Here is a 22799-nt window from a genome sequence, read left to right as displayed (position 1 = left end):
CAAGGCTTCTGGCGCTCATCCTGTGCAACATCAGGCAGTACACACCGAAAACCTATTCGCTGTGGCGATGGTAGAGCAGATATGGAACAGCATTCCAACGCCTTGAAAGTGATGGTGATCGACGATTCGAAAACGATTCGCCGCACGGCCGAAACACTGTTGAAGAACGTAGGGTGCGACGTCATCACGGCCATCGACGGTTTCGATGCCCTGGCCAAGATTGTTGACCACCACCCGCACATTATCTTTGTCGACATCATGATGCCGCGCCTGGATGGCTATCAGACCTGCGCGCTGGTGAAGAACAACCCGGCGTTCAAGTCGACCCCGGTGATCATGCTGTCGTCCAAGGATGGTCTGTTCGACAAGGCCAAGGGGCGTATCGTCGGCTCTGATCAGTTTTTGACCAAGCCTTTCAGCAAGGAAGAACTGCTGAGCGCGATCAAGGCCTATGTGCCGGGCTTCGCCGCAGTAGAACAAGCACACTGACGGGGGCCCCACGAGGGCTTGCGTCTACTAAAGAAGTGGGGAAAACCATGGCACGTGTTCTGATCGTCGACGATTCGCCGACTGAAATGTACAAACTGACCGAAATGCTCGAAAAGCACGGTCACACTGTCCTCAAGGCCCAGAACGGCGGCGACGGCGTCGCGCTGGCCCGCCAGGAAAAGCCCGACGCGGTCCTGATGGACATCGTCATGCCCGGGCTCAATGGTTTCCAGGCCACCCGCCAGTTGACCAAGGACCCTGACACCGGGCACATCCCGGTGATCATCATCACCACCAAGGACCAGGAAACCGACAAGATCTGGGGCGAGCGCCAGGGCGCCAAGGACTACCTGACCAAGCCCGTGGACGAAGAAACCCTGATCGCCACCCTGAACAAGGTGCTGGCCGGCTGACGGCACGTTCCCATGACCGAGTCGCAAACCGCCTTCGAGCTGCTGCTGGACATCGACCGCCGCTGCCGCTTGCTGGCCGCCGACCTGCCGTCCCAGGAAACCCGGCTGCACAGCTGGAGCGGGATCGGGTTTCGCCTGGGCGAGCACTGGTACGTGGCGCCCATGGGCGAAGTCGCCGAAGTGCTGCACGAACCACGCTGCACCTTGATGCCCGGGGTCAAGCCGTGGGTCAAGGGCGTGGCTAACCTGCGCGGGCGCCTTCTGCCGGTGATGGACCTGGGCGCTTTCCTCGGCCTTGAGCGATCGGTGGCGCGCAAACAACGGCGGGTGCTGGTGGTGGAATATCAGGACGTGTTTGTCGGCCTGTTGGTGGACGAGGTGGTGGGCATGCAGCATTTCGCACAAGACGCATTGTCGACGAGCACCGTGGCCGGCGCGCCGTTTATCCAGGGCCAGTTCGACGGCGATCAGCTGTGGCAGGTCTTCAGCCCCTTCGCCCTGGCCCAGGCTCCAGATTTCATGGATGTTGCCGCATGAGTACCGTTACCCCCGCCAAACCCCTGGAAGCTTCCCGCAGCCGCTCGCAGATCATCGTGCTGTTTATCGCGCTGATCGTGTTCATCATGCTGCTGTTCGCCAACTTCGCGTACCTCAACACCCAGTCCACCTACGATAAACAGTACATCGGCCACGCCGGTGAACTGCGGGTGCTGTCCCAGCGCATCGCCAAGAACGCCACCGAGGCCGCCGCCGGCAAGGCCGCTGCGTTCAAGTTGCTGGGGGATGCGCGCAACGACTTTGCCCAGCGCTGGGGTTACCTGAAAAAAGGCGACCCGGCCACCGGCCTGCCCGCCGCACCCACCGCCGTGCGCGCAGAAATGCGCGCCGTGCAGACCGACTGGGAAGCGCTGCTGAAAAACGCCGATGCGATTCTGGCCAGTGAGCAAACCGTGCTGTCGTTGCATCAAGTGGCCGCGACCCTGGCGGAAACCGTTCCACAGTTGCAGATGGAGTCGGAAAAGGTCGTCGACATCCTCCTGCAACGCGGCGCACCGGCCAGTCAGGTGGCGTTGGCCCAGCGCCAGTCGTTGCTGGCCGAACGTATTCTGGGGGCAGTGAACACCGTGTTGGCGGGCGACGAGACCGCAGTGCAGGCCGCCGATGCCTTTGGTCGCGATGCCAACCGTTTCGGCCTGGTGCTCAACGGCATGCTCCAGGGCAACCCCGGCCTGCGCATCAGCCAGGTCGAAGACCACGACGCCCGTGCCCGATTGGCGGAAATTTCCGAGCTGTTCGAATTCGTCTCCGGCTCGGTGGACGAAATCCTCGAAACCTCGCCGCAGCTGTTCCAGGTGCGCGCCTCGGCGAGCAATATCTTCAACCTGTCGCAAACCCTGCTGGACGAGGCCTCACACCTGGCCACCGGTTTTGAAAACCTGGCCGACGGGCGCACCTTCGACACCATCGGCGGCTACGTGCTGGGCTTGCTGGCGCTGGCCTCGATCATCCTGATCGGCCTGGTGATGGTCCGCGAGACCAACCGTCAACTGCGGGAAACCGCCGAGAAGAATGAGCGCAACCAGAACGCGATCATGCGCCTGCTGGATGAAATCGAAGACCTGGCCGACGGTGACCTGACCGTCACCGCCTCGGTCACCGAAGACTTCACCGGCACCATCGCCGACTCCATCAACTATTCCGTGGACCAACTGCGCGACCTGGTGGCAACCATCAACCTCACCGCCGGCCAGGTCGCGGGCGCAGTGCAGGACACCCAGGCCACCGCCATGCACCTGGCCCAGGCTTCGGAGCATCAGGCGCAGCAGATTGCCGAGGCTTCCACGGCGATCAACCAGATGGCCCAGTCCATCGACCAGGTGTCGGCCAACGCCGCCGAATCTTCGGCCGTGGCCGAGCGCTCGGTGGAGATCGCCAACAAGGGTAACGAGGTGGTGCACAACACCATCCATGGCATGGACAACATCCGCGAACAGATCCAGGACACTGCCAAGCGCATCAAGCGCCTGGGGGAATCGTCCCAGGAGATTGGCGACATCGTCAGCCTGATCGACGACATCGCCGAGCAGACCAACATCCTCGCCCTCAATGCCGCGATCCAGGCAAGCATGGCCGGTGATGCCGGGCGTGGTTTTGCGGTGGTGGCCGATGAGGTGCAGCGGCTGGCGGAGCGTTCTTCGGCGGCGACCCGGCAGATCGAAACCCTGGTGCGGGCGATTCAGACAGACACCAACGAAGCCGTGATTTCCATGGAGCAGACCACCACCGAAGTGGTGCGCGGTGCGCGGCTGGCCCAGGACGCCGGCGTGGCGCTGGAAGAGATCGAAGGCGTGTCGAAAACCCTGGCGGCGTTGATCCAGAGTATTTCCAACGCGGCGCAGCAGCAGACGTCGTCGGCGGGGCAGATTTCGCTGACGATGAACGTGATTCAGCAGATCACCACTCAGACATCGTCGGGCTCCACGGCCACTGCCGAGAGCATCGGCAACCTGGCGAAAATGGCCAGCCAGTTGCGGCGGTCGGTATCGGGCTTCACGTTGCCGGCGGCGAAGCAGGTGGATGAGTGAAATGCTATCTGTCAGGCACCACCGAACTCCTGTGGGAGCTGGCTTGTTGTGGTGAGGGGGCTTGTCCCCCGTCGGGTTCACCACTGATTGATGGGGCTGCTTCGCAGCCCAACGCGGGGCAAGCCCGCTCACCACAACAAGCCCGCTCTCACATTTGACCTCCATTGATTCTGGAATCGGTGGTCACACAGCAACTCATGAATTCAGACGGGAGCGGTTATGGTTGATCGGCACGACTACGTGGCCCTCGAATGGGTCAAGGGCGAAATTGCCGAAACCCTGAAACAGGCCCGTTCGGCGCTGGACGCCTATGTGGAAGACGGCAGCAGCGAGGCCATCGGCCAGTGCCTGGAATGCATCCATCAGGTCCATGGCAGCCTGCTGATGGTCGAGTTCTACGGCGCGGCGCTGTTCGCTGAAGAAATGGAACAACTGGCGCTTGCCCTGCAAGGCGCGCGCGTCAGCCAGCGCGATGAAGGCATTCGCCTGTTGCAACAGGGCCTCGGCCAATTGCCGCTGTACCTCGACCGCGTGCACAGCGCCCGGCGCGATTTGCCCTTGGTGGTACTGCCGCTGCTCAACGACCTGCGCAGCGTGCGCGGCGAAAGCCTGCTCTCGGAAACCAGCCTGTTCAGCCCGCAACTGTTGGTGATCCCGCCACTGCCCGAGGAAGCGCTGGCCCAGCGCACGCCGGAGGATTTCCCCGGGTTGCTGCGCCAGTGGCGGCAGATGCTGCAACAGGCGCTGGTCGGCTTGCTGCGCGAAGACCACGGCCCCAGCAACCTGGAAGACATGGCGCGGGTATTCGCCCGCCTCGAAGCCCTGTGCCATGGTGCGCCGCTGTTACCGTTGTGGCAGGTGACCTCGGCGCTGGTGGAAGGCATGCTCATTGGCGTGGTCGCCAACAGCCCGGCGTTGCGCAGTTTGCTCAAAGCCTGCGACAAGGAACTCAAGCGCCTGCTGATCCAGGGCATCAACGGGATCAACACCCCGGCCCCGGATGAGTTGCTCAAGAGCCTGTTGTTCTACGTCGCCAAAGTCACCCGACCGACTCCACGGATGCAAAGTTTGAAAGAACGTTATGGCCTCGATGAAGCCCTGCCCGACAGCGCCGTGGTGGATGCCGAACGCGCCCGCCTGGCCGGTCCGGACCGCGACGCCATGGGCTCGGTGCTCGGCGCGCTGTGCGAGGAACTGGTGCGGGTCAAGGAACGCCTGGACCTGTTCGTGCGCAGCGACCGTCAACACGCCTCGGACCTTGAGGTCTTGCTGGCGCCCTTGCGGCAGATCGCCGACACCCTGGCCGTACTGGGTTTCGGCCAGCCGCGCAAAGTGATCATCGACCAACTGGCGGTGGTGCTCGGCCTGGCCCAGGGGCAGCGCGAGCCCAACGATGCGGTGCTGATGGACGTCGCCGGTGCATTGCTCTACGTCGAAGCCACGCTGGCCGGGATGGTCGGCACTGTCGAGCCGGAGCGCCGTGAAGAAAGTCGCCTGCCCACCACCGACCTGACGCAGATCCACCACCTGGTGATCCGCGAATCCTGCCAGTGCCTGACCCAGGCCAAAGAGCTGGTGATCGACTGCATCGAGGCCCACTGGGACCGCCAGCGCCTGGAGTCGCTGCCCGAGTTGTTGACCCAGGTACGCGGCGCGCTGGCGATGATTCCGCTGCCCCGCGCGGCGAGCCTGATGCGTGGCTGCAATGATTACGTCAACGAGCAGTTGATGGTCAGTGACGCCGCGCCTTCCGAGGCGCAGCTTGAGCATTTTGCCGATGTGCTCACCAGCCTCGAGTACTACCTGGAACGCATGCTTCAGGACCATGACGCCCCGGGCGAACGTGTGCTGGAAGTCGCCGCCGAAGGCCTCGCAGCGCTCGGCTATTTGCCGGCCGAAAAACCCTGGCGCCAGGCACTGCTCGCTCAGGACGACTCGCCTTCGGAGCAAACCCCGTTTCTCGCGGATGCGCTGGCCAGCCCCACCTCGCGCCTCAACCCGCCGGCTCTCCAGCGTCCCGGCAGCCTGCTGCCGCCGCCTGCCGGCGAAGAAGCCATCGACGATGAATTGCGGGAAGTCTTCCTCGAAGAAACCGCCGAAGTCCTCGACGTGCTGCACCGCTACGTACCTGCCGGCACCGCGAGCCTTGAAGACAAGGCCACCCTGACCGAAATGCGCCGCGCCTTCCACACTTTGAAGGGTAGCGGCCGCATGGTCCGTGCCTTGGTGTTGGCGGAGCTGGCCTGGGCGGTGGAAAACCTGCTCAATCGCGTGCTGGAACGCAGCGTCGCGCCGGGCCCGGATGTGCAAGCGGTGCTGGATGACGTGGTGGAATTGCTGCCTGAGCTGATCACCGATTTCGCCGCCGATGCCCAGCGCCAGCGCGATGACGTAGACGAGCTGGCAGCACGGGCGCATGCCTTGGCCAGCGGTGTCGAACCGTTGGCCACAGACCCGGCCGGCCTGGACCCGCAACTGCTGGAAATCTTCCGCAACGAAGCCCAGAGTCACCTCGACAGCCTCAACCATTTCCTGCAACAGGCCACCGAGCACCTGCCGCTGCAAGTCAGCGATGAACTGCAACGCGCGCTGCACACCCTCAAGGGCAGCGCCTACATGGCCGGCGTGTTGCCCATCGCCGAGCTGGCGCGCCCGCTCGACCACCTGACCCGCGAATACAAGGCCCACCGCCTGCCGTTGGACCTTGATGAAATCGAATTGCTGCTGGAGGCCGAGGCGCTGTTCCAGCGCGGTGTGCGCCAGCTGGACAGCGATCCCCATGCGCCCATCACTGGTGCGGCAGGCTTGATCGAACGCACGCAGAACCTGCTGAACAGCCAGCTTGAAGCCTTGCTGAATGCGCCCAACACCGGCCTGCGGATCAAGCGCGACCCGCAGTTGATTGCCAACTTCCTGGCCCAGGGCATGGACATCCTGCTGGACGCCGAAAGCCTGTTGCGCCGTTGGCAACAGCACCCCGGCGAGCGCCAGGAACTGAGTGCGCTGCTGGACGAACTGACCACCCTCGGCGAAGGCGCGCACCTGGCCGACCTGCACCCGATGGACGAGTTGTGCGAAGCCTTGCTCGACCTCTACGGCGCGGTGGAAGAGAGCAGCCTGGCGGTCAGCGAACGCTTCTTCCACGAGGCCGAACAGGCCCACGAAGCCCTGATCAACATGCTCGACCAACTGGCCGCCGGCCAGGAAATCAGCCCGGCCCCCGCACGGGTGCGAGCCCTGCGCGAGTTGCTGGATGAAGGCCTCGACCCGTCCGCCACCGGCCTGATCAAAAGCGATGGCAGCCGCGCCCTGAGCATCTCCGAGCTGGGCGCCGCCACGGCGAAGCTGGACCAGGGCTTTGCGGTGGATGACGAGATCGTCGAGATCTTCCTTGAGGAAGCGGTAGACATCCTCGACAGCGCCGGCCAGTCCCTCAAACGCTGGCTGCTGGACCCGGATAACGCCGCGCCGCTCTCATCCTTGCAGCGGGATTTGCACACCCTCAAGGGTGGCGCACGCATGGCCGAGATCGGCGCGGTGGGCGACCTGGCACTGGAGTTGGAAAACCTTTACGAAGGTCTGGTAGACCGTCGCTACAGCTATTCCGGCGAGCTGGGGAACGTATTGATGGCCAGTCATGAGCGACTGGCGCTGCTGCTTGAACAGCTGCAACACCAGCAACCGCTGAGCGACTCCAGTGACCTGATCAGCCACTTGCGTGAGTTGCGCCAAAGTACCGGGCAAGCGGCGCCCGTAGCGGCTGCCGAAGTCGAGACGCCGGGCACTGATCCCGAGCTGCTGGATATCTTCCTCGAAGAAGCCGCCGACATCCTCGACAGCTCCGGCGCCGCGCTGTTGCGCTGGCAGGCCGAGCCGAAAAGTCGCCAGGAAGTCGAGACCCTGCTGCGCGACCTGCACACCCTCAAGGGTGGCGCGCGCATGGTCGAGATCGGTCCGATTGGCGACCTGGCCCATGAGCTGGAATTTCTCTACGAAGGCTTGTCGGCAGGTTTGCTGGCGCCCTCGGCGGAGCTGTTTGCGTTGCTGCAAGGTTGCCACGACCGTCTGGCGCAGATGATCGATGCGGTGGCGGCCGGGCTGCCGGTGGGCTCGGTGGACTTGCTGATCGAGCGGATCAAAAGCCTGGTGCATCCGGCTGAAGTGACCGCCGCACCGGTGGCGTTGGCGGCGACCAAAACCGAAGCGGCGCCGGCCAGTGATCCGGCCGCCGACATGGTGAAAATATCCGCCGACTTGCTGGACGATCTGGTCAACCTGGCCGGTGAAACCTCGATCTTCCGTGGGCGCATCGAGCAACAGGTCAACGATGCGAGCATCGCCCTGCATGAAGTGGAAACCACCATCGAGCGCATGCGCGATCAACTGCGCCGGCTCGACACCGAAACCCAGGGCCGCATCCTCAGCCGCCAGCAGGCTGAGGCCGAACGCCTGGGCTACGAGGAATTCGACCCACTGGAAATGGACCGCCATTCCCAGCTGCAACAACTGTCCCGGGCCTTGTTCGAATCGGCCTCCGACCTGCTCGACCTCAAGGAAACCCTCGACCGTCGCAACCAGGACGCCCACAACCTGCTGCAGCAACAGGCACGCATCAACACCGAGTTGCAGGAAGGCCTGATGCGCACGCGCATGGTGCCCTTCGAACGCATGCTGCCGCGCCTTAAACGCATCGTGCGGCAAGTGGCGGGCGAGCTGGGCAAGGACGTGGAATTTATCGTCGGCAACGCCGAAGGCGAGATGGATCGCAACGTGCTGGAGCGCATGGTGGCGCCGCTGGAGCACATGCTGCGCAACGCTGTCGACCATGGCCTGGAGTCCCGCGATGCGCGTCTGCTGGCGGGCAAACCGGAAAAAGGTCGTATCACCCTGGACCTGACCCACGAAGGCGGCGACATCGTTTTCGACATGTGCGACGACGGCGCCGGCGTGCCGCTGGAAGCCGTACGGCGCAAGGCGATCAAGCGCGGCTTGCTCGACCCCAACCTGGAAATCAGCGACCGCGACGTGTTGCAGTTCATCCTGCAACCGGGGTTTTCCACTGCCGAAAAAATCACCCAGATTTCCGGGCGTGGCGTCGGCATGGACGTGGTGCATGAAGAAGTGCGCCAGCTGGGCGGTTCGATGGTCATCGATTCGACGCCGGGGGAGGGCGTGCACTTTCGCATTCGCCTGCCGTTCACCGTGTCGGTCAACCAGGCGTTGATGGTGCAATGTGCGGACGATCAATACGCGATCCCGCTGAACACCATCGAAGGCCTGGTGCGGGTCATGCCCCACGAACTGGAGGGGCACTATCAGCAGGATCCGCCGCGTTACGAATACGCCGGCCAACGCTACGAACTGTTCTACCTCGGCGACCTGCTGCACACCGTCGGCCGCCCGAACCTGCTGGGCCAGTACCAGCCGCTGCCGGTGCTGCTGGTGCAGTGCAACGAGCGGCGCGTGGCGGTGCAAGTGGACGCCATGGCCGGCACCCGCGAGATCGTGGTCAAGGGCCTGGGGCCGCAATTTGCCGGGGTGAAGGGCTTGTCGGGCGCAACCATCCTGGGCGACGGCCGCGTGGTACTGATCATCGACCTGCTGGCGCACATCCGCGCACGGCCACCAGCCTTGCCGGCCCAGGCGGCCGACGCACCGTTGATCCTCAACGACCCCCTGAAAAAGCGCCCGCTGCTGGTGCTGGTGGTGGACGACTCGGTCACCGTGCGCAAAGTCACCAGCCGCCTGCTGGAGCGCAACGGCATGAACGTGCTCACCGCCAAGGACGGCATCGACGCCATGGCCGTGCTGGAAGAACACACCCCGGACCTGATGCTGCTCGACATCGAAATGCCGCGCATGGACGGCTTCGAAGTGGCCATCCAGGTACGCGACGACCCACGGTTGATGCGCATGCCCATCATCATGATCACCTCGCGCACCGGGCAAAAACACCGCGACCGCGCTATGGCGATTGGCGTCAACGACTACCTTGGCAAGCCTTATCAAGAGTCGGTGCTGCTGGAAAGCATCGCTTACTGGAGCAAGTCCCGTGCTTGATCACCGCGCTACCCAACTCACCGGCTTGCTGCTGCCATTGGCTGACCGTCACCTGCTATTGCCCAACGTCGCCGTGGCCGAACTGATCGACTTCCAGCGCGGCGAACCGGCCAGCGACGCGCCGCCGTGGTACCTGCGGCAAGTCACCTGGCGGGATCGGCAGTTGCCGCTGATCAGCTTTGAGGCCGCGTGTGGCGAGTCGGGCGTGGTGGGGGAGCGGGCACGGATTGTGGTGTTGAACACCCTTGGAGGACGGCCGACGTTGAAGTTTATTGCGTTGGTGATCCAGGGGATTCCGCGTTCGTACAAGCTCGATAGCCAGTTGAGTTATGTGGACGTGCCGTTGTGCCCGCTGGAACTGGCGGCGGTGCAGGTGGGGGAGCATGTGGCCAGGGTGCCGGACCTGATGGGGTTGGAAGCGTTGTTGGTCGAGGCCGGATTGGCCTGACCTCCACAGTGTTAAGCCCCATGATTTCCCCCGTGGCGAGGGAGCTTGCTCCCGTTGGGCTGCGAAGCGGCCCCAAAACCGGCAACCTCTTACAACCAGACAATCAAACGGCCCTTTTTCCTTCAGAGAGGATGCAGCACCAGAAAATCAGCAATCAGCATCCCTGCCAGGTACACCATCAAAACCGCCACGCCCGCGTCCAGTAAACGCCAGACCTTTGCCGAACGAAACAACCCCGTCAGCCTTTGACATCCCAATGCCAAAACCACAAACCACACCAGCGACGCGGTCATCGCCCCGCTGGCGAAGGACGCTTGTTGGCCGACGGGCTTTGCCGCACCAATAGAGCCAATCAGCACCACGGTATCCAGCCAGGCATACGGATTGGCAAATCCAAGTATCACTGCCGTGCGCAGTAATCCTCGTTGTGAGGTGAGGTTGCCCTGAGTCTCTGGCATCGACTTGTTACGCACGCACGCCAATAACCTCTGCCCACCAAACCACAATAGATAGGCCGCTCCTGACAGCAGCAAAAAAGCTACCAAACCTGGCTGGCTGCCGAGTAATGAGCCCAAGCCCGTAACGCCAAGAGCGATGAGGATGATATCGGCGAAGACGCATACCGCCACCACGCCCCAGACGGGACCGCGACTGACACCCTGGCGAATGACCAGGGTGTCCTTCGGTCCAGGAGCGGCGAACAATCCGATGCCCAATAGCAGGCCTTCAAGAAAAAGGGCGTTGAAGTCAGGAATCATGAAGTGCTCGGAGAGGTAGGTGTGAAGGGCGTTCAACGAAGCAGGTAGGGGGCGAGTGTGCAGGGTTCAAGACACGTGGCGGCGGGCAGGTTGTCTTTTTTGGCGGACAAAGAAATGATGGTCACCTAAACGTGGGAACCGACAACTCCGTATGAATATAAAAACGCGAGATACCCTCAGGTCACTGGTTGCGCGACGTAGCCGAGAGTTGGGCAAGCCCCTGACGACGTTGGCCAAGGAGGCGGGAATCTCCAGGACCTACCTGTACGCTCTGGCGGGTGGTGCGTCCAAGGACCCGTCGGTACGTACGTTGGTCAAGCTGGCCAAGGCGTTGCAGGTTTCTCCTTTGCTGCTGTTTCGCTACTTCGCTGACCTGACAGGCGCTCCCGCCAATGCGTGCTCAATGGCTGCCACCAATCGCGCTGTAGGTATTGATGATCCGGAAGACGTTGCGGTCTTCAATGCGGATGTCACGACGCCTGATCAGACGGTGGTGTTGCCGGGAGAGGTTTTTCAGAAAACCTGGGAGATTCAGAATCTGGGCACACGGCCGTGGCGTGGGCGGCGACTGGTGCGTGTTGACGGGGAATATGTGATTGCCCGTCGCGCTGACGCACAAGGCCAACTGGAGGTGGTGATGGATACTCACCTGCGTAGCCTGCACAGCGAACTCCCTATTGCCGATACGCTGCCGGGTCAGCCGGTGCATATCAGTGTGGAGTTTGCAGCACCCAGGGAAACCTGCACGGTGGCTTCAATCTGGAGAATTGAGGATGCGCAGGGGAAACCTTGTTATGGGCCTGCGTTCATTTTGCATGTGTTGGTTAATGTCATGGCGCGTTGAGTGCCCGGTCGGATTTTTGTCAGTCAATCCGTGCAAACCGCTCGATTCTCGGTTGCTCCCGATGTTCTGCTTGCCATAGGTCATACGCACTTTGCATCGATAGCCACAACCGAGCTTTGCTGATACCTGCCCGTTCAAGCCTTACGGCAAGATCCGGGCTGATGGGCGCATGTCCGTGGAGGATTCTAGAGAATGTCTCCCTGGCGAAGCCAAGACGCCGTGCCATCTCAGTAATGGTGATGCCCAAGGCCGGGATCACGTCCTCAAGCAGGATTTCGCCAGGGTGGGGAGGGTTATGCATGTCCATATCGATGCCTTTACTCAGTGGTAGTCCAGATAATCAACCAGTTCTACCTGGTCATTGAACATCCGAAAAATAATGCGCCAGTTACCGCTGATACTGACGGACCAGTAGTCGATCAGATCGCCTTTCAATCGGTGAAACCGCCAGCCGGGCAGGTCCAGTTCATCACGGTGTTTGGCTCTATTCAGAACCAGCAACACACGACGCAAGCGTTTTGCATGGTCTGCGTTGATGCCTTTGGTAGAGCCAGTCTCAAAAAAGACCTTGAGGCCTTTATGTTTCCAGCTAACGATCATGGCGAGATTGTGATGTGATACATCACGCTGTGCAATGGCCTTGTATCGGGTTTGGGTATCAGATTCATAACGCCCAGTCGGTGACATGATTCGGACCGAAAAGGCTAGAGAGGCAGGTTCCGAGCAACAACCCGAAAAGCTCGTAGGAACAATCGGCGCGTGTTTGCCTTCGGATTTTTCCTGCAACCTCTCGCGCTGTGCATGAACTTGTCGTGCCCTGCGATCGCGCCTAGTCTTCGTCCGTCATCGCAAAAAACGGTGACACGGACGTGCAAGTCCGGTTACATATCGGCGCACCAACGCCCATAGCCATTCAACGGGCGTTTTTTATGCCTGCTGTATTTCTTATGGCGGCTGTGCGTGGGAGATCCCTTGGGGTCTGCCGGGGTCCGATATGCCCGGTCTTGCACACCTGCGCACAGCTGCCACCTTATTCGCGTGCAAGCGGACGGTGTCAGCTTCCCTACTACATATCGGAGCTGCACATCATGTTCAAACCTACCCCCAATCCGCCACACAACACCGACATCGAACACCGCAAACTCCAGGCCGCCGCCGAGCGGGCCATGGATCATTACTTTCCGACTTCTGCTTCATCCTCACTTTTTGCCGTCTCTCCCTCTCAATCCACTGAAGCCTTGCTTGCCAACGCCTCTGAAACCTTTGCCTCACTCAACGCCCTGACCTCCAACCTGGCCTTTGAATTGGAAGGCTCCCAGCGCGGCGTGGTGCTGGCCATTCAACAAATGAGTGAACTGGGGCAGTTACTGGTTGATCAGGCGTTGGAGCAGGTAAGCCCAGCGGCTATGTGACGAAGCGGGATCAGTCCCAAAAAGGGACTGATCGTTCCCATTTTGGGACTCATGTGTCCATTCTTAAGAACACAGCCGATCAAAATGTGGGAGCTGGCTTGCCTGCGATGCGGGCGACTCAGTGAGTTAGGCTCGCCGCAGCGATGCCATCGCAGGCAAGCCAGCTCCCACATTTGATCTGTGTTGGTCCCAATCCAGTGTTTGCTGGCGAACCATTACTCCAATCGTAACGATCCACCGCCCAGCTTGATTGATGCCCCTCCAATACCCTCCTAAGGTACAGCCCACGACAGCACATCCCGTGGAGCGACCATGACAACAACAACTTCCCCCGACTCGCGCTGGACGCGGCGGCGCGACGAGAAGCAGCGTCGGCTGGCGTTAGTGCGATCTTTCGCCGACGGCGCCGTGCTCCCCAGCGACCGTATCGTCGAAGCCCTGGAAGCCCTGATCCTCCCCGGCGACCGTGTGGTGCTGGAAGGCAACAACCAGAAGCAGGCGGATTTCCTCTCCCGCTCCCTGGCCAAGGCCGATCCCGCCAAGCTTCACGATCTGCATATGATCATGCCCAGCGTCGGGCGCTCCGAGCACCTGGACCTGTTTGAAAAGGGCATCGCCCGCAAGCTGGATTTTTCCTTCGCCGGCACTCAGTCCCTGCGCATCAGCCAGTTGCTGGAAGACGGCCTGCTGGAAATCGGCGCGATTCACACCTACATCGAACTCTACGCGCGGCTGGTGGTGGACCTGATTCCCAACGTGGTGCTCTCCGCCGGTTTCATGGCCGACCGCGCCGGTAATATCTACACCGGCCCCAGCACTGAAGACACGCCCGCGCTGATTGAGCCGGCGGCCTTCAGCGATGGCATTGTTATCGTCCAGGTCAACCAACTGGTGGATGACGTCACCGACCTCCCGCGCGTCGACATTCCCGCGAGCTGGGTCGACTTCGTGGTGGTCGCCGACAAGCCTTTCTACATCGAACCGCTGTTCACCCGCGACCCACGGCATATCAAGCCGGTGCATGTGTTGATGGCGATGATGGCGATCCGTGGCATCTATGAAAAACACAACGTCCAGTCCCTGAACCACGGCATCGGTTTCAACACCGCCGCCATCGAATTGATCCTGCCGACCTACGGCGAATCCCTGGGTTTGAAGGGCAAGATCTGCCGCAACTGGACCCTCAACCCCCACCCAACCCTGATCCCGGCCATCGAAAGCGGCTGGGTCGAAAGCGTGCATTGCTTCGGCACCGAACTGGGCATGGAAAACTACATCGCCGCCCGGCCGGATGTGTTCTTTACCGGCCGCGATGGCTCGCTGCGTTCCAACCGGATGTTCTGCCAACTGGCTGGCCAATACGCGGTGGACTTGTTTATCGGCGCCACTCTGCAAGTCGACGGCGACGGGCATTCCTCCACGGTCACGCGTGGCCGCCTTGCCGGTTTTGGCGGGGCGCCCAACATGGGCCACGACCCGCGCGGTCGCCGCCATGGCACCCCCGCGTGGCTCGACATGCGCCACGACGATGCCCCGGAAGCCTTGCTCGAACGCGGCAAGAAGCTGGTGGTGCAAATGGTCGAGACCTTCCAGGAAGGCGGCAAACCGACCTTCGTCGAAACCCTCGACGCGGTAGAAGTCGCACGCAAAAGCGGCATGCCCCTGGCGCCGATCATGATCTACGGCGACGACGTCACTCATCTGCTCACTGAAGAAGGCATCGCTTACCTGTACAAGGCCCGTTCCCTGGAAGAGCGCCAGGCGATGATCGCCGCCGTCGCCGGGGTGACCGCCATCGGCATGCGCCACAACCCCAAGGACACCGCGCGCATGCGCCGCGAAGGCCTGATCGCACTGCCCGAAGACCTCGGCATCCGCCGCACCGACGCCACCCGTGAGCTGCTGGCCGCCAAGAGCGTGGCCGATCTGGTGGCGTGGTCCGGTGGTTTGTACAACCCGCCCGCCAAGTTCAGGAGCTGGTAAATGCACGCACTCAAACTGCACGACCTGACACTGGCCGAACGCCTGGCCGACATGGCCGTCGACGCCTTGATTGATGAAGCCGACCTGTCGCCAAAACCGGCGCTGGTGGACCGACGCGGCAACGGCGCCCATACCGATTTGCACCTCGGCTTGATGCACGCCTCGGCACTGTCGTTGTGGCCGGCGTTCAAGGAAATGGCCGAAGCGGCTATTGAGTTTGGCGACGTCGGTTTGCCTTTGCGTGAAGCCCTTGGGCGGATCGGTCGCGAAGGCGAAGAGGCGATGCTCGTCACCACCAGCGGCGTAAACACCCATCGCGGCGCGATCTGGGCACTTGGCTTATTAGTGGCCGCCGCCGCCCTGCAACCCGAGTCCACCACCCCCGGCGCAGTGGCTTTGCGCGCGGCCCGCCTGGCGCTGCTCAACGATCGCTACGCGCCGCAACCCCTGAGCCACGGCGCCCAAGTCGCACAACGTTATGGCGCTCGCGGTGCCCGTGAAGAAGCGCAACTGGGCTTCCCCTCGGTGCTGCAACGCGGCCTGCCACAGCTGAAAAAAAGCCGCCTGCACCAACACGGCGAACAGAACGCACGCCTCGACGCCTTGCTGGCGATCATGACCGACCTGGCCGACACCTGTGTGCTTTATCGCGCCGGCCCCGAAGGCTTGCAGGCCATGCAGCAAGGTGCCCAAGCGGTGCTGGACGCCGGTGGCAGCGCAAGCCTCGCCGGCCGCCGCCAACTGCACGAGCTGGACCAGCAACTGCTGACGCTGAATGCGTCCCCCGGTGGCGCCGCCGACCTGTTGGCCGCCTGCCTGTTTATCGACCGCCTCGACGGAGCGCTGTGATGGAAACCTTATCCTTTGAATTCCCCGCCGGGCAGCCCGCCAAGAGCCGTGCGCTGGTGGGTTGCGTCGGCTCCGGCGACCTGGAAGTGCTGCTGGAACCGGGCACTGCCGGCACCCTGACGATTCAGGTGCAGACCTCGGTCAATGGTGCGCAACTGCGTTGGCAGCACCTGTTTGAACGGATCTTCCAGGAGCAGACACCGCCCGCATTGAACATCGATATCCACGACTTCGGCGCCACCCCCGGCGTGGTGCGTTTGCGCCTGGAGCAAGGCTTCGAGGAGATCGGTCATGACTGACTTGCTCAACACACACAGCTTCGTCGAGCTCGGCGCCCGGCAGCGGGCCAAGGCCTTGCTCGATGCGGGTAGCTATCGCGAATTGATCGACCCGTTCCAGCGCGTCATGTCGCCGTGGCTGAGCCGTCAGGGCGTGGTGCCTCAGGCGGATGACGGCGTGGTGATCGCCAAGGGCAGCATCGCCGGTTTGCCGGTGGTCATCGCCGCCATCGAAGGCAATTTCCAGGGCGGCAGCCTCGGTGAAGTCGGCGGCGCAAAGATGGCCGGCGCGCTGGAGTTGGCCGCTGAAGACAACCGCAAGGGCATCCCGACCCGCGCCATCCTGCTGCTGGAAACCGGCGGCGTGCGCTTGCAGGAGGCCAACCTGGGCCTGGCCGCGATTGCCGATATCCACGCGGCGATCGTCGACCTGCGCCAGTACCTGCCGGTGATCGGTGTGGTGGCGGGCAGCGTCGGTTGTTTTGGCGGCATGTCCATCGCGGCCGGCCTGTGCAGTTACCTGCTGGTGACCCGTGAGGCGCGCCTTGGCCTGAACGGCCCGCAGGTGATCGAACAGGAAGCCGGGCTTGAGGAATATGACTCCCGCGACCGGCCCTTCATCTGGAGCCTGACCGGTGGCGAGCAACGCTTTAACAGCGGCTTGGCCGACCGTTATGTGGCCGACGATGTGGCGCAGATTCAGCAGCAAGTCGCCGAACTGCTGCACCAAGGCTTGCCGGAAAAGCAGCGCAGCCGTCAGGTCGAACACTATCTGGAACGCCTGGCCGCACTGAACGCCGAACCGCAAATCGACCCGGCGACGGTTCGCGATCTGTATCAGGGAGAACGCTCATGAGAGGTTTGCAGTGGTTCAACGCATTGAGCGGCGATGCAACGCCGGTGGGCGGTTTGCCGAACTCGCTGAAGGTCGCCGACGGTGTGCTCGGTGATCAGCCGGTGCGCTTTATCGCGGTGGTCACCGACCCACAAAATCGCTTCCCTCGCGCTCGCAACGGTGAAGTCGGTTTGCTCGAAGGCTGGGGCTTGGCCAAGGCGGTGGACGAAGCGATCAACACCGGCGACAAGCGTCCGCTGATTGCGATCGTCGATGTGCCGAGCCAGGCTTATGGCCGTCGCGAAGAAGCCCTTGGCATTCACCAGGCTCTGGCCGCCGCCGCCGACAGCTATGCCCGCGCCCGCTTGGCCGGTCACCCGGTGATCGCGCTGCTGGTCGGCAAGGCGATGTCCGGCGCCTTCCTCGCCCATGGTTACCAGGCCAATCGCCTGATTGCCCTGCGCGACCCCGGCGTGATGGTGCATGCCATGGGCAAGGCCTCGGCCGCGCGGGTGACCCTGCGCAGTGTTGAAGAGCTGGAAGCCCTGGCCGCCAGCGTGCCGCCGATGGCCTATGACATCGACAGCTATGCCAGCCTCGGTTTGCTGTGGGAGACCTTGTCGGTCAGCCAGATTGAGCAGCCCACTCCTGAAGATGTCGCGCGAGTCAGCGATTGCCTGGTGCACGCGATCAAGGATGTGCAGGCGGGCGGCCGTGACCTGAGCGGTCGCCTGGGCGCCACCAATCGCGCCGCCTCCAGCCACGTGCGCCAACTGCTGCGGGAGCAATGGTGAACGCTCACGATTTGCTCTGGGGCATGACCCCGGCGCATGCGCCCGCCGATGCGCCGGCCTGGGTGCTGGAAGCGTTGGCCGCCGGGCATCCGGTGGTGGTGCGCCGTGCGATTGCGCCGCCGGGTCAGGTGGCGGTGGGGGTGCGCGGGCGTTTGCGCGAGCAGCGGTTCGCCGCCGTGATGCCGATGGCAGCCGTGCAAAGATGCGTTGTGCCTGAAGACCTGCGCGGTGTGATTTCGCCACGGGATTTACCGGCGTTGCAGGCCCTCGCTCAGTTGCGCCCGGTGCTGGCGCAGGAAAACTGGGGCGTCACCGGCAGTGCCGGTTTCGAACTGGCCAGCGGCATCGAAGCGCTGCACGCCAAGAGTGATCTGGATTTGATTTTGCGCACGCCCGAGCCGCTTGATCGCGGCGATGCAGAGGACCTGCTGGCGATACTGGACACCGCGGTGTGCGCCGTGGACCTGCAACTGCAAACGCCTTTTGGCGCGGTCGCCTTGCGTGAGTGGGCCGGCAGCTCACGTCGCGTACTGCTGAAAAATGCCAGCGGCGCGCAGTTGGTGATCGACCCTTGGCAGGCCGTGGCATGAGCAGCCTCCTGGCGTTCCCGGGGCAGGGCGCCCAGCGTCCCGGCATGCTCCAGCAACTGCCGCGCGCGGTGCTGGAAGAAGCCAGTGCAGCCTTGAACGAGGACGTTCTGACGCTTGATTCTGCCCAAGCGCTGGCCTCGACCCGCGCCGTGCAGCTGTGCTTGCTGATTGCCGGCGTGGCCAGTGCACGCTGGCTTGAACACACCCCCGATTACGTCGCCGGCCTGTCCATCGGCGCCTATCCGGCCGCCGTGATTGCCGGCTCCCTGGACTTTGCCGATGCGCTGAAACTCGTCAGCCTGCGCGGCGAATTGATGCAGCAGGCGTATCCCCACGGCTACGGCATGACCGCCCTCATCGGCCCGGACCTGTCCACCGTCGAAGCCTTGCTCGCCCAGGTCCACAGCCCGCAAACGCCTGTGTACCTGGCCAATATCAACGCTGATAACCAGACGGTCATCGCCGGCAGCGACGAAGCAATGAACGCAGTCGCCCATCTGGTTCGCGGCAACGGCGTCGCCAAACGCCTCGCCGTCAGCGTGCCGTCCCATTGCGCACTGCTGGAAAAACCCGCCGAGGCGCTGGCTCAAGCCTTCGCTGAAGTGACATTGAAACCGCCGGCCATCACTTACCTGAGCAGCACCCGCGCCCGGCCGATCCACAACACCGAACACCTGCGCGACGACCTGGCCTTCAACATGTGCCGCATCGTCGACTGGCGCGGCACCGTGCAAAGCGCCTATGAGCGTGGCGTGCGCCTGCACATCGAGCTGCCTCCCGGCGTCGTGCTCACGGGCCTCGCGCGCCGGGTGTTCGAGCAAGGCACCGTCATCGCCTTCGAAGGCGCCCGCCTGGACACCTTGCAGGCCTTGCTGCGAGAGGAGGGCCGCCGCCACCGATAAAGCACCACCCAAGGCTTTCGAAGCACAAAAACAACAATTTCGATGAAGCACTTTGAGGACAACCATCATGATTATTTACGGTGTGGCGTTGCTGGCGATCTGCATGTTGGCCGGCGTGATTCTGGGCGACATGCTCGGCGTGCTGCTGGGGGTCAAATCCAACGTGGGCGGGGTGGGGATCGCGATGATCCTGCTGATCTGCGCGCGGTTGTGGATGCACAAGCACGGCGGCATGACCAAGGAATGCGAGATGGGCGTCGGCTTCTGGGGTGCCATGTACATCCCGGTGGTGGTGGCGATGGCGGCGCAACAAAACGTAGTGACCGCACTGCACGGCGGCCCGGTGGCGGTGCTGGCGGCGATTGGTTCGGTGGTGGTGTGTGGTTGCACGATTGCCTTGATCAGCCGTACGCACAAAGGCGAACCGCTGCCCGATGAAGAGCCGTTGATCGCGGCTGCACCTGTCGCGGGAGGTCGCTGATATGTGGGAACTCATCGAGAAAGGCCTGGCCAATAACGGCTTGGTGACTGCCTTTGCGTTTGTCGGCGTGGTGATGTGGATTTCGGTGGTGCTGTCCAAGCGCCTGACGTTCGGACGCATCCACGGCTCGGCCATCGCGATTGTGATCGGGCTGGTGCTGGCCTGGGTGGGCGGCACGCTGACCGGCGGGCAGAAAGGCCTGGCGGACGTGGCGTTGTTTTCCGGGATCGGGTTGATGGGCGGCGCCATGCTGCGGGACTTTGCCATCGTGGCCACGGCGTTTGAAGTGCAGGCCACCGAGGCGCGCAAGGCCGGGTTGATTGGTGCGATTGCCTTGCTGCTGGGCACGGTGTTGCCGTTTATTGTGGGCGCGAGCATCGCCTGGGCGTTTGGTTATCGCGATGCGATCAGCATGACCACCATCGGTGCGGGCGCGGTGACTTACATCGTCGGGCCGGTGACCGGGGCGGCATTGGGTGCAAGCTCGGATGTGGTGGCGCTGTCCATTGCCACCGGCTTGATCAAGGCGATCCTGGTGATGGTCGGTACGCCCATGGCGGCCCGCTGGATGGGCCTGGACAACCCGCGCTCGGCCATGGTGTTCGGTGGCCTGGCCGGTACCGTGAGCGGCGTGACGGCAGGCCTGGCCGCAACGGATCGTCGGCTGGTGCCGTATGGCGCGTTGACCGCCACCTTCCACACCGGGCTTGGCTGCCTGCTGGGGCCGTCGGTGCTCTACTTCATCGTGCGCGGGATTGTCGGTTAGAGAGATGGCCAGGGGCTTTTCTGTGGTGAGCGGGCTTGCCCCGCGCTGGGCTGCGAAGCGGCCCCAAAAACCTGCCCGCTCACCACAGAAACCCACTCATACAGGTTTTGCATCAGTCAGAGAGTGTTGTGGTGTCAGGCTTGCCGGTTGGCATACATCCGGCACTCTGCCAACAGCGCGAGCAAGTTCGGGTCGCGCTCCTTGGCTTTCAGAAACACCACGCCAATGTGCTGCTGCAAGCGGTAGCGCGGTTGCAGGGGAATCAGCTTTACCCGGTTCTCGTACACCGCCGCGATCCGCCCCGGCAGCAGCGCATAGCCCACGCCCGAGCTGACCATGCTCAGCAGGGTGAAGATGTCGTTGACCTGCATCGCCACCTTTGGCTCGAACCCTGCCTGCTTGAACACGCGGTTGCCGTCCTGGTGAGTGGCGAAGCCTTGGGTGAGGGTGATGAAGGTAGCGTCGCGTACATCCGCCAGGTCGATTTCCTGCTCGCGGTCGAAGGGGGAGTCGGCCGGGGTGGCGAGGAAGATGTCGTCGGAAAACAGGGCGATCTGTTCGCAGTCCGGGTCGTTGGCGTGCTCGTCGAGGGAGATCAGGATCGCATCGACTTCCATGTTCTTCAGCTTGTACAGCAAGTCGAAATTGGAGCCGAGGATCAGGTCGATGTTGAGTTCGCTGCGGCGAATCTTCAGGCCCATGATCAGCTGCGGCACGGTCTTCACCGTCAACGAATACAGCGAACCCAGCTTGAAACGCTCGGCGGAGAAACCGGCGGCCTCGCGGGTCACGCGCACGCTGTCGACCACGTCCTGCACCAGCTTTTGCGCGCGCTCTTCCAGCACATAGGCGCTTTCCAGCGGTGTGAGGTTGCGCCCTTCGTGCTTGAACAGCGGGCAGCGCAGGGCGTTTTCCAGGGAGTGGATCGCCCGGTGCACGCTGACGTTGCTGGTCTGCAATTCAGCCGCCGCCCGCGCCAGGTTGCCGGTGCGCATGAACGCCAGGAAGATTTCCAGCTTCTTGAGGGTGAATTCTTCGTCGATCAGCATGGCCGTGACTCTTGTTCGAATGCCGTCGATTGTGCCCCTAAAACCAGTTCACTCCCAGCCATGCACTGCACAGGCCCAAGACCACGCCGAGGATGATCAGCCAGATCGCATTGAGCCGCGTGTAATACACCACGCCGGCGCTGGCCAGGGTCAGCACCAGGCTGGTGGCGTTGTTTTCCAGGCTGTTCATCAGGATGTAGCTGGCGGCCAGGATCAGCCCGATGGAGATCGGCAACAGGCTGCCTTTGACTCGCTGTACCCACGGGGTGTCGGTATGTTTTTCCAGCCAGCCGGCGCCGACGTAGGTCAGTACCGAGCAGGGCACCAGTTTGGCGGTCAGCGCCACCAGTGCGCCCGGCAATCCGGCGGCTTGCTGGCCGATAAATACCAGGAACATGCCATTGGGCCCCGGCAAGGCCTGGGACAGGGCGAAGAACGCGACGAACTGGGCGTCGGTGATCCAGTTCATGTCCGTGACGGTGTAGCGATGGATATCGCTCAGGGCCACGGTGTTGCCGCCAATCGCCATCAGCGACCACAGCGCGCATTGGATCATCAGGTGAAACAGCACGCTTTGCATCAGCCGGCCACCTTCTGTTTGCCCATGAAGCTCAAGGCCAACGAACTGGGAATGCAGATCAGCAAGACCATCCACAACGGCAGCACCAGCACCGCCATCAACACAAACGTCAGGACAAACGCACTGTAGTTGGCCAGGGTCCGCGGCATGGCCTTGAGCAGGCGCAAGGTGGTGCCGAGCATCAGCCCGGTGGCGATCGGCATCACCGCGCCGAAGATCTGCTGCACCACGTCATGGCTCCACCATTTGGCATAGGCGAAGCCCGCCAGCACGGTGATCAGCGAGGGGAACAGATACAACCCGACCACGGTCACAACCGCACCCGGCAAGCCGTGCAGGCGCCGGCCGTAGATGATGCCGACGTTGGCAATGTTCGGCCCGGGGAAGAATTGGCCGGTGGTCAGCAGCTCGTTGAAGCCTTGCTCACTGACCCACTGCCGGCGGTCGACCATCATCTGCCGCGCCCAGGGCATTACGCCGCCGAAGCCAAACAGGCCGACCATGGCGAAGTTGTAAAACAACTGCCACAGACTGGGATGAGGCTGGGCAGGTTCGAGGTCAGGCATGGGGATTACCGATGGGTTCGGGAGCGAGGTGCTTTTATGCGGGATGAAGCGAATCATCTATCGGCGTGTGCATTTGGGCAAATGAAGAAAGGTTGTTACCTGATATTGATCGGGTGA

General features: G+C 62.6%; 23 protein-coding genes. 17 read left to right on the top strand and 6 right to left on the bottom strand.

All coding sequences use genetic code 11. The features are described 5' to 3' along the window. Positions 1–81 precede the first annotated feature (81 nt). The 6 genes from pilG to JFV30_RS26975 all read left to right on the top strand — a co-directional run bounded on the left by pilG (position 82) and on the right by JFV30_RS26975 (position 9995). Positions 82–489 (top strand): twitching motility response regulator PilG, encoded by a 408-nt coding sequence (pilG, locus tag JFV30_RS27000; protein WP_010167670.1) that lies wholly within the window; start codon positions 82–84, stop codon positions 487–489. A 47-nt stretch (positions 490–536) separates the two neighbouring features. Further along, positions 537–902, top strand: a complete 366-nt coding sequence (pilH, locus tag JFV30_RS26995) for a twitching motility response regulator PilH (RefSeq protein ID WP_010167668.1) — start codon at positions 537–539, stop codon at positions 900–902. A gap of 12 nt (positions 903–914) precedes the next feature. Continuing rightward, the gene (locus JFV30_RS26990) at positions 915–1439 is read left to right on the top strand and encodes a chemotaxis protein CheW (protein ID WP_201125606.1); all 525 of its coding nucleotides are present in this window, start codon (positions 915–917) and stop codon (positions 1437–1439) included. Further along, positions 1436–3487, top strand: a complete 2052-nt coding sequence (locus JFV30_RS26985) for a methyl-accepting chemotaxis protein (RefSeq protein WP_201125605.1) — start codon at positions 1436–1438, stop codon at positions 3485–3487. The genes JFV30_RS26990 and JFV30_RS26985 overlap by 4 nt, the downstream gene beginning before the upstream one ends. A gap of 219 nt (positions 3488–3706) precedes the next feature. Next, the gene (locus JFV30_RS26980; protein WP_201125604.1) at positions 3707–9547 is read left to right on the top strand and encodes an Hpt domain-containing protein; all 5841 of its coding nucleotides are present in this window, start codon (positions 3707–3709) and stop codon (positions 9545–9547) included. After that, positions 9540–9995, top strand: a complete 456-nt coding sequence (locus JFV30_RS26975) for a chemotaxis protein CheW (protein WP_003213725.1) — start codon at positions 9540–9542, stop codon at positions 9993–9995. The genes JFV30_RS26980 and JFV30_RS26975 overlap by 8 nt, the downstream gene beginning before the upstream one ends. A 122-nt stretch (positions 9996–10117) precedes the next feature. Here JFV30_RS26975 and JFV30_RS26970 read toward each other — a convergent pair whose 3' ends face one another. Further along, positions 10118–10753 carry a LysE/ArgO family amino acid transporter gene (locus tag JFV30_RS26970; RefSeq protein WP_201125603.1) on the bottom strand — a complete coding sequence of 212 codons (636 nt, stop codon included), beginning with the start codon at positions 10751–10753 and terminating at the stop codon, positions 10118–10120. Between the two features lie 208 nt (positions 10754–10961). Between JFV30_RS26970 and JFV30_RS26965 the strand changes: the two genes are divergently transcribed. Continuing rightward, positions 10962–11597 carry an NBR1-Ig-like domain-containing protein gene (locus JFV30_RS26965; protein WP_242487118.1) on the top strand — a complete coding sequence of 212 codons (636 nt, stop codon included), beginning with the start codon at positions 10962–10964 and terminating at the stop codon, positions 11595–11597. A 19-nt stretch (positions 11598–11616) separates the two neighbouring features. Here JFV30_RS26965 and JFV30_RS26960 read toward each other — a convergent pair whose 3' ends face one another. Beyond that, complete coding sequence (locus tag JFV30_RS26960; protein ID WP_010167658.1) at positions 11617–11904, bottom strand: HigA family addiction module antitoxin; 288 nt, start codon at positions 11902–11904, stop codon at positions 11617–11619. A 14-nt stretch (positions 11905–11918) separates the two neighbouring features. Beyond that, positions 11919–12197 carry a type II toxin-antitoxin system RelE/ParE family toxin gene (locus tag JFV30_RS26955; RefSeq protein ID WP_177087144.1) on the bottom strand — a complete coding sequence of 93 codons (279 nt, stop codon included), beginning with the start codon at positions 12195–12197 and terminating at the stop codon, positions 11919–11921. 488 nt (positions 12198–12685) lie between these two features. Between JFV30_RS26955 and JFV30_RS26950 the strand changes: the two genes are divergently transcribed. The 10 genes from JFV30_RS26950 (at position 12686) to madM (ending at position 20487) form a co-directional block, all read left to right on the top strand. After that, positions 12686–13009: a DUF6124 family protein gene (locus JFV30_RS26950; protein WP_201125601.1), complete on the top strand. Its 324-nt coding sequence runs from the start codon at positions 12686–12688 to the stop codon at positions 13007–13009. Positions 13010–13321: 312 nt separating this feature from the next. Further along, entirely contained in the window at positions 13322–14992 is a 1671-nt protein-coding gene (gene mdcA, locus JFV30_RS26945; protein WP_201125600.1) for a malonate decarboxylase subunit alpha, read from the top strand. Continuing rightward, positions 14993–15841 (top strand): triphosphoribosyl-dephospho-CoA synthase, encoded by an 849-nt coding sequence (locus JFV30_RS26940; RefSeq protein WP_201125599.1) that lies wholly within the window; start codon positions 14993–14995, stop codon positions 15839–15841. Beyond that, positions 15841–16140 carry a malonate decarboxylase subunit delta gene (locus JFV30_RS26935; RefSeq protein WP_201125598.1) on the top strand — a complete coding sequence of 100 codons (300 nt, stop codon included), beginning with the start codon at positions 15841–15843 and terminating at the stop codon, positions 16138–16140. Before JFV30_RS26940 ends, JFV30_RS26935 begins: the two co-directional genes overlap by 1 nt. Further along, positions 16133–16975, top strand: coding sequence for a biotin-independent malonate decarboxylase subunit beta (locus JFV30_RS26930; protein WP_201125597.1), 843 nt, complete (start codon positions 16133–16135; stop codon positions 16973–16975). The genes JFV30_RS26935 and JFV30_RS26930 overlap by 8 nt, the downstream gene beginning before the upstream one ends. After that, the gene (gene mdcE, locus JFV30_RS26925) at positions 16972–17748 is read left to right on the top strand and encodes a biotin-independent malonate decarboxylase subunit gamma (protein ID WP_201125596.1); all 777 of its coding nucleotides are present in this window, start codon (positions 16972–16974) and stop codon (positions 17746–17748) included. The genes JFV30_RS26930 and mdcE overlap by 4 nt, the downstream gene beginning before the upstream one ends. Beyond that, positions 17742–18338 carry a malonate decarboxylase holo-ACP synthase gene (locus JFV30_RS26920; RefSeq protein ID WP_201125595.1) on the top strand — a complete coding sequence of 199 codons (597 nt, stop codon included), beginning with the start codon at positions 17742–17744 and terminating at the stop codon, positions 18336–18338. The genes mdcE and JFV30_RS26920 overlap by 7 nt, the downstream gene beginning before the upstream one ends. Further along, a complete protein-coding gene (gene mdcH / locus JFV30_RS26915) occupies positions 18335–19240 on the top strand; it encodes a malonate decarboxylase subunit epsilon (RefSeq protein ID WP_201125594.1) in 906 nt (301 codons plus the stop codon). Before JFV30_RS26920 ends, mdcH begins: the two co-directional genes overlap by 4 nt. A 67-nt stretch (positions 19241–19307) precedes the next feature. After that, on the top strand, positions 19308–19721 hold the full coding sequence (gene madL, locus JFV30_RS26910) for a malonate transporter subunit MadL (RefSeq protein WP_003216818.1): 414 nt from the start codon (positions 19308–19310) through the stop codon (positions 19719–19721). 1 nt (position 19722) lies between these two features. Beyond that, positions 19723–20487, top strand: coding sequence for a malonate transporter subunit MadM (madM, locus tag JFV30_RS26905; protein ID WP_003216820.1), 765 nt, complete (start codon positions 19723–19725; stop codon positions 20485–20487). Positions 20488–20621: 134 nt separating this feature from the next. On the opposite strand, the gene JFV30_RS26900 is transcribed toward madM, so the two are convergent. The 3 genes from JFV30_RS26900 to JFV30_RS26890 are packed head-to-tail and all read right to left on the bottom strand — an operon-like array spanning position 20622 to position 22682. Continuing rightward, positions 20622–21536 (bottom strand): LysR family transcriptional regulator, encoded by a 915-nt coding sequence (locus JFV30_RS26900; RefSeq protein ID WP_010167642.1) that lies wholly within the window; start codon positions 21534–21536, stop codon positions 20622–20624. 37 nt (positions 21537–21573) lie between these two features. Beyond that, positions 21574–22116: a chromate transporter gene (locus JFV30_RS26895; protein ID WP_010167641.1), complete on the bottom strand. Its 543-nt coding sequence runs from the start codon at positions 22114–22116 to the stop codon at positions 21574–21576. Then, positions 22116–22682 (bottom strand): chromate transporter, encoded by a 567-nt coding sequence (locus JFV30_RS26890; protein WP_003216826.1) that lies wholly within the window; start codon positions 22680–22682, stop codon positions 22116–22118. Before JFV30_RS26890 ends, JFV30_RS26895 begins: the two co-directional genes overlap by 1 nt. Between the last annotated feature and the right edge of the window lie 117 nt (positions 22683–22799).

It is taken from the genome of Pseudomonas sp. TH32, from assembly GCF_016650855.1.
Classification (GTDB): Bacteria; Pseudomonadota; Gammaproteobacteria; order Pseudomonadales; family Pseudomonadaceae; genus Aquipseudomonas.
Note: the sequence above shows the minus strand (reverse complement) of the source record. Positions and strands in the feature narration are given on the sequence as shown.

Excerpts from the sequence above, each read along its gene's own strand:
- JFV30_RS26955 (WP_177087144.1), bottom strand. The coding sequence starts at position 12,197 with ATGATCGTTAGCTGGAAACATAAAGGCCTCAAGGTCTTTTTTGAGACT.
- JFV30_RS26980 (WP_201125604.1), top strand. The coding sequence starts at position 3,707 with ATGGTTGATCGGCACGACTACGTGGCCCTCGAATGGGTCAAGGGCGAA.
- pilG (WP_010167670.1), top strand. The coding sequence starts at position 82 with ATGGAACAGCATTCCAACGCCTTGAAAGTGATGGTGATCGACGATTCG.
- mdcH (WP_201125594.1), top strand. The coding sequence starts at position 18,335 with ATGAGCAGCCTCCTGGCGTTCCCGGGGCAGGGCGCCCAGCGTCCCGGC.
- JFV30_RS26935 (WP_201125598.1), top strand. The coding sequence starts at position 15,841 with ATGGAAACCTTATCCTTTGAATTCCCCGCCGGGCAGCCCGCCAAGAGC.
- JFV30_RS26895 (WP_010167641.1), bottom strand. The coding sequence starts at position 22,116 with ATGCAAAGCGTGCTGTTTCACCTGATGATCCAATGCGCGCTGTGGTCG.
- JFV30_RS26920 (WP_201125595.1), top strand. The coding sequence starts at position 17,742 with ATGGTGAACGCTCACGATTTGCTCTGGGGCATGACCCCGGCGCATGCG.
- JFV30_RS26930 (WP_201125597.1), top strand. The coding sequence starts at position 16,133 with ATGACTGACTTGCTCAACACACACAGCTTCGTCGAGCTCGGCGCCCGG.
- mdcE (WP_201125596.1), top strand. The coding sequence starts at position 16,972 with ATGAGAGGTTTGCAGTGGTTCAACGCATTGAGCGGCGATGCAACGCCG.
- JFV30_RS26960 (WP_010167658.1), bottom strand. The coding sequence starts at position 11,904 with ATGGACATGCATAACCCTCCCCACCCTGGCGAAATCCTGCTTGAGGAC.
- madL (WP_003216818.1), top strand. The coding sequence starts at position 19,308 with ATGATTATTTACGGTGTGGCGTTGCTGGCGATCTGCATGTTGGCCGGC.
- JFV30_RS26900 (WP_010167642.1), bottom strand. The coding sequence starts at position 21,536 with ATGCTGATCGACGAAGAATTCACCCTCAAGAAGCTGGAAATCTTCCTG.
- pilH (WP_010167668.1), top strand. The coding sequence starts at position 537 with ATGGCACGTGTTCTGATCGTCGACGATTCGCCGACTGAAATGTACAAA.
- JFV30_RS26990 (WP_201125606.1), top strand. The coding sequence starts at position 915 with ATGACCGAGTCGCAAACCGCCTTCGAGCTGCTGCTGGACATCGACCGC.
- JFV30_RS26890 (WP_003216826.1), bottom strand. The coding sequence starts at position 22,682 with ATGCCTGACCTCGAACCTGCCCAGCCTCATCCCAGTCTGTGGCAGTTG.
- JFV30_RS26985 (WP_201125605.1), top strand. The coding sequence starts at position 1,436 with ATGAGTACCGTTACCCCCGCCAAACCCCTGGAAGCTTCCCGCAGCCGC.
- madM (WP_003216820.1), top strand. The coding sequence starts at position 19,723 with ATGTGGGAACTCATCGAGAAAGGCCTGGCCAATAACGGCTTGGTGACT.
- mdcA (WP_201125600.1), top strand. The coding sequence starts at position 13,322 with ATGACAACAACAACTTCCCCCGACTCGCGCTGGACGCGGCGGCGCGAC.
- JFV30_RS26950 (WP_201125601.1), top strand. The coding sequence starts at position 12,686 with ATGTTCAAACCTACCCCCAATCCGCCACACAACACCGACATCGAACAC.
- JFV30_RS26970 (WP_201125603.1), bottom strand. The coding sequence starts at position 10,753 with ATGATTCCTGACTTCAACGCCCTTTTTCTTGAAGGCCTGCTATTGGGC.
- JFV30_RS26940 (WP_201125599.1), top strand. The coding sequence starts at position 14,993 with ATGCACGCACTCAAACTGCACGACCTGACACTGGCCGAACGCCTGGCC.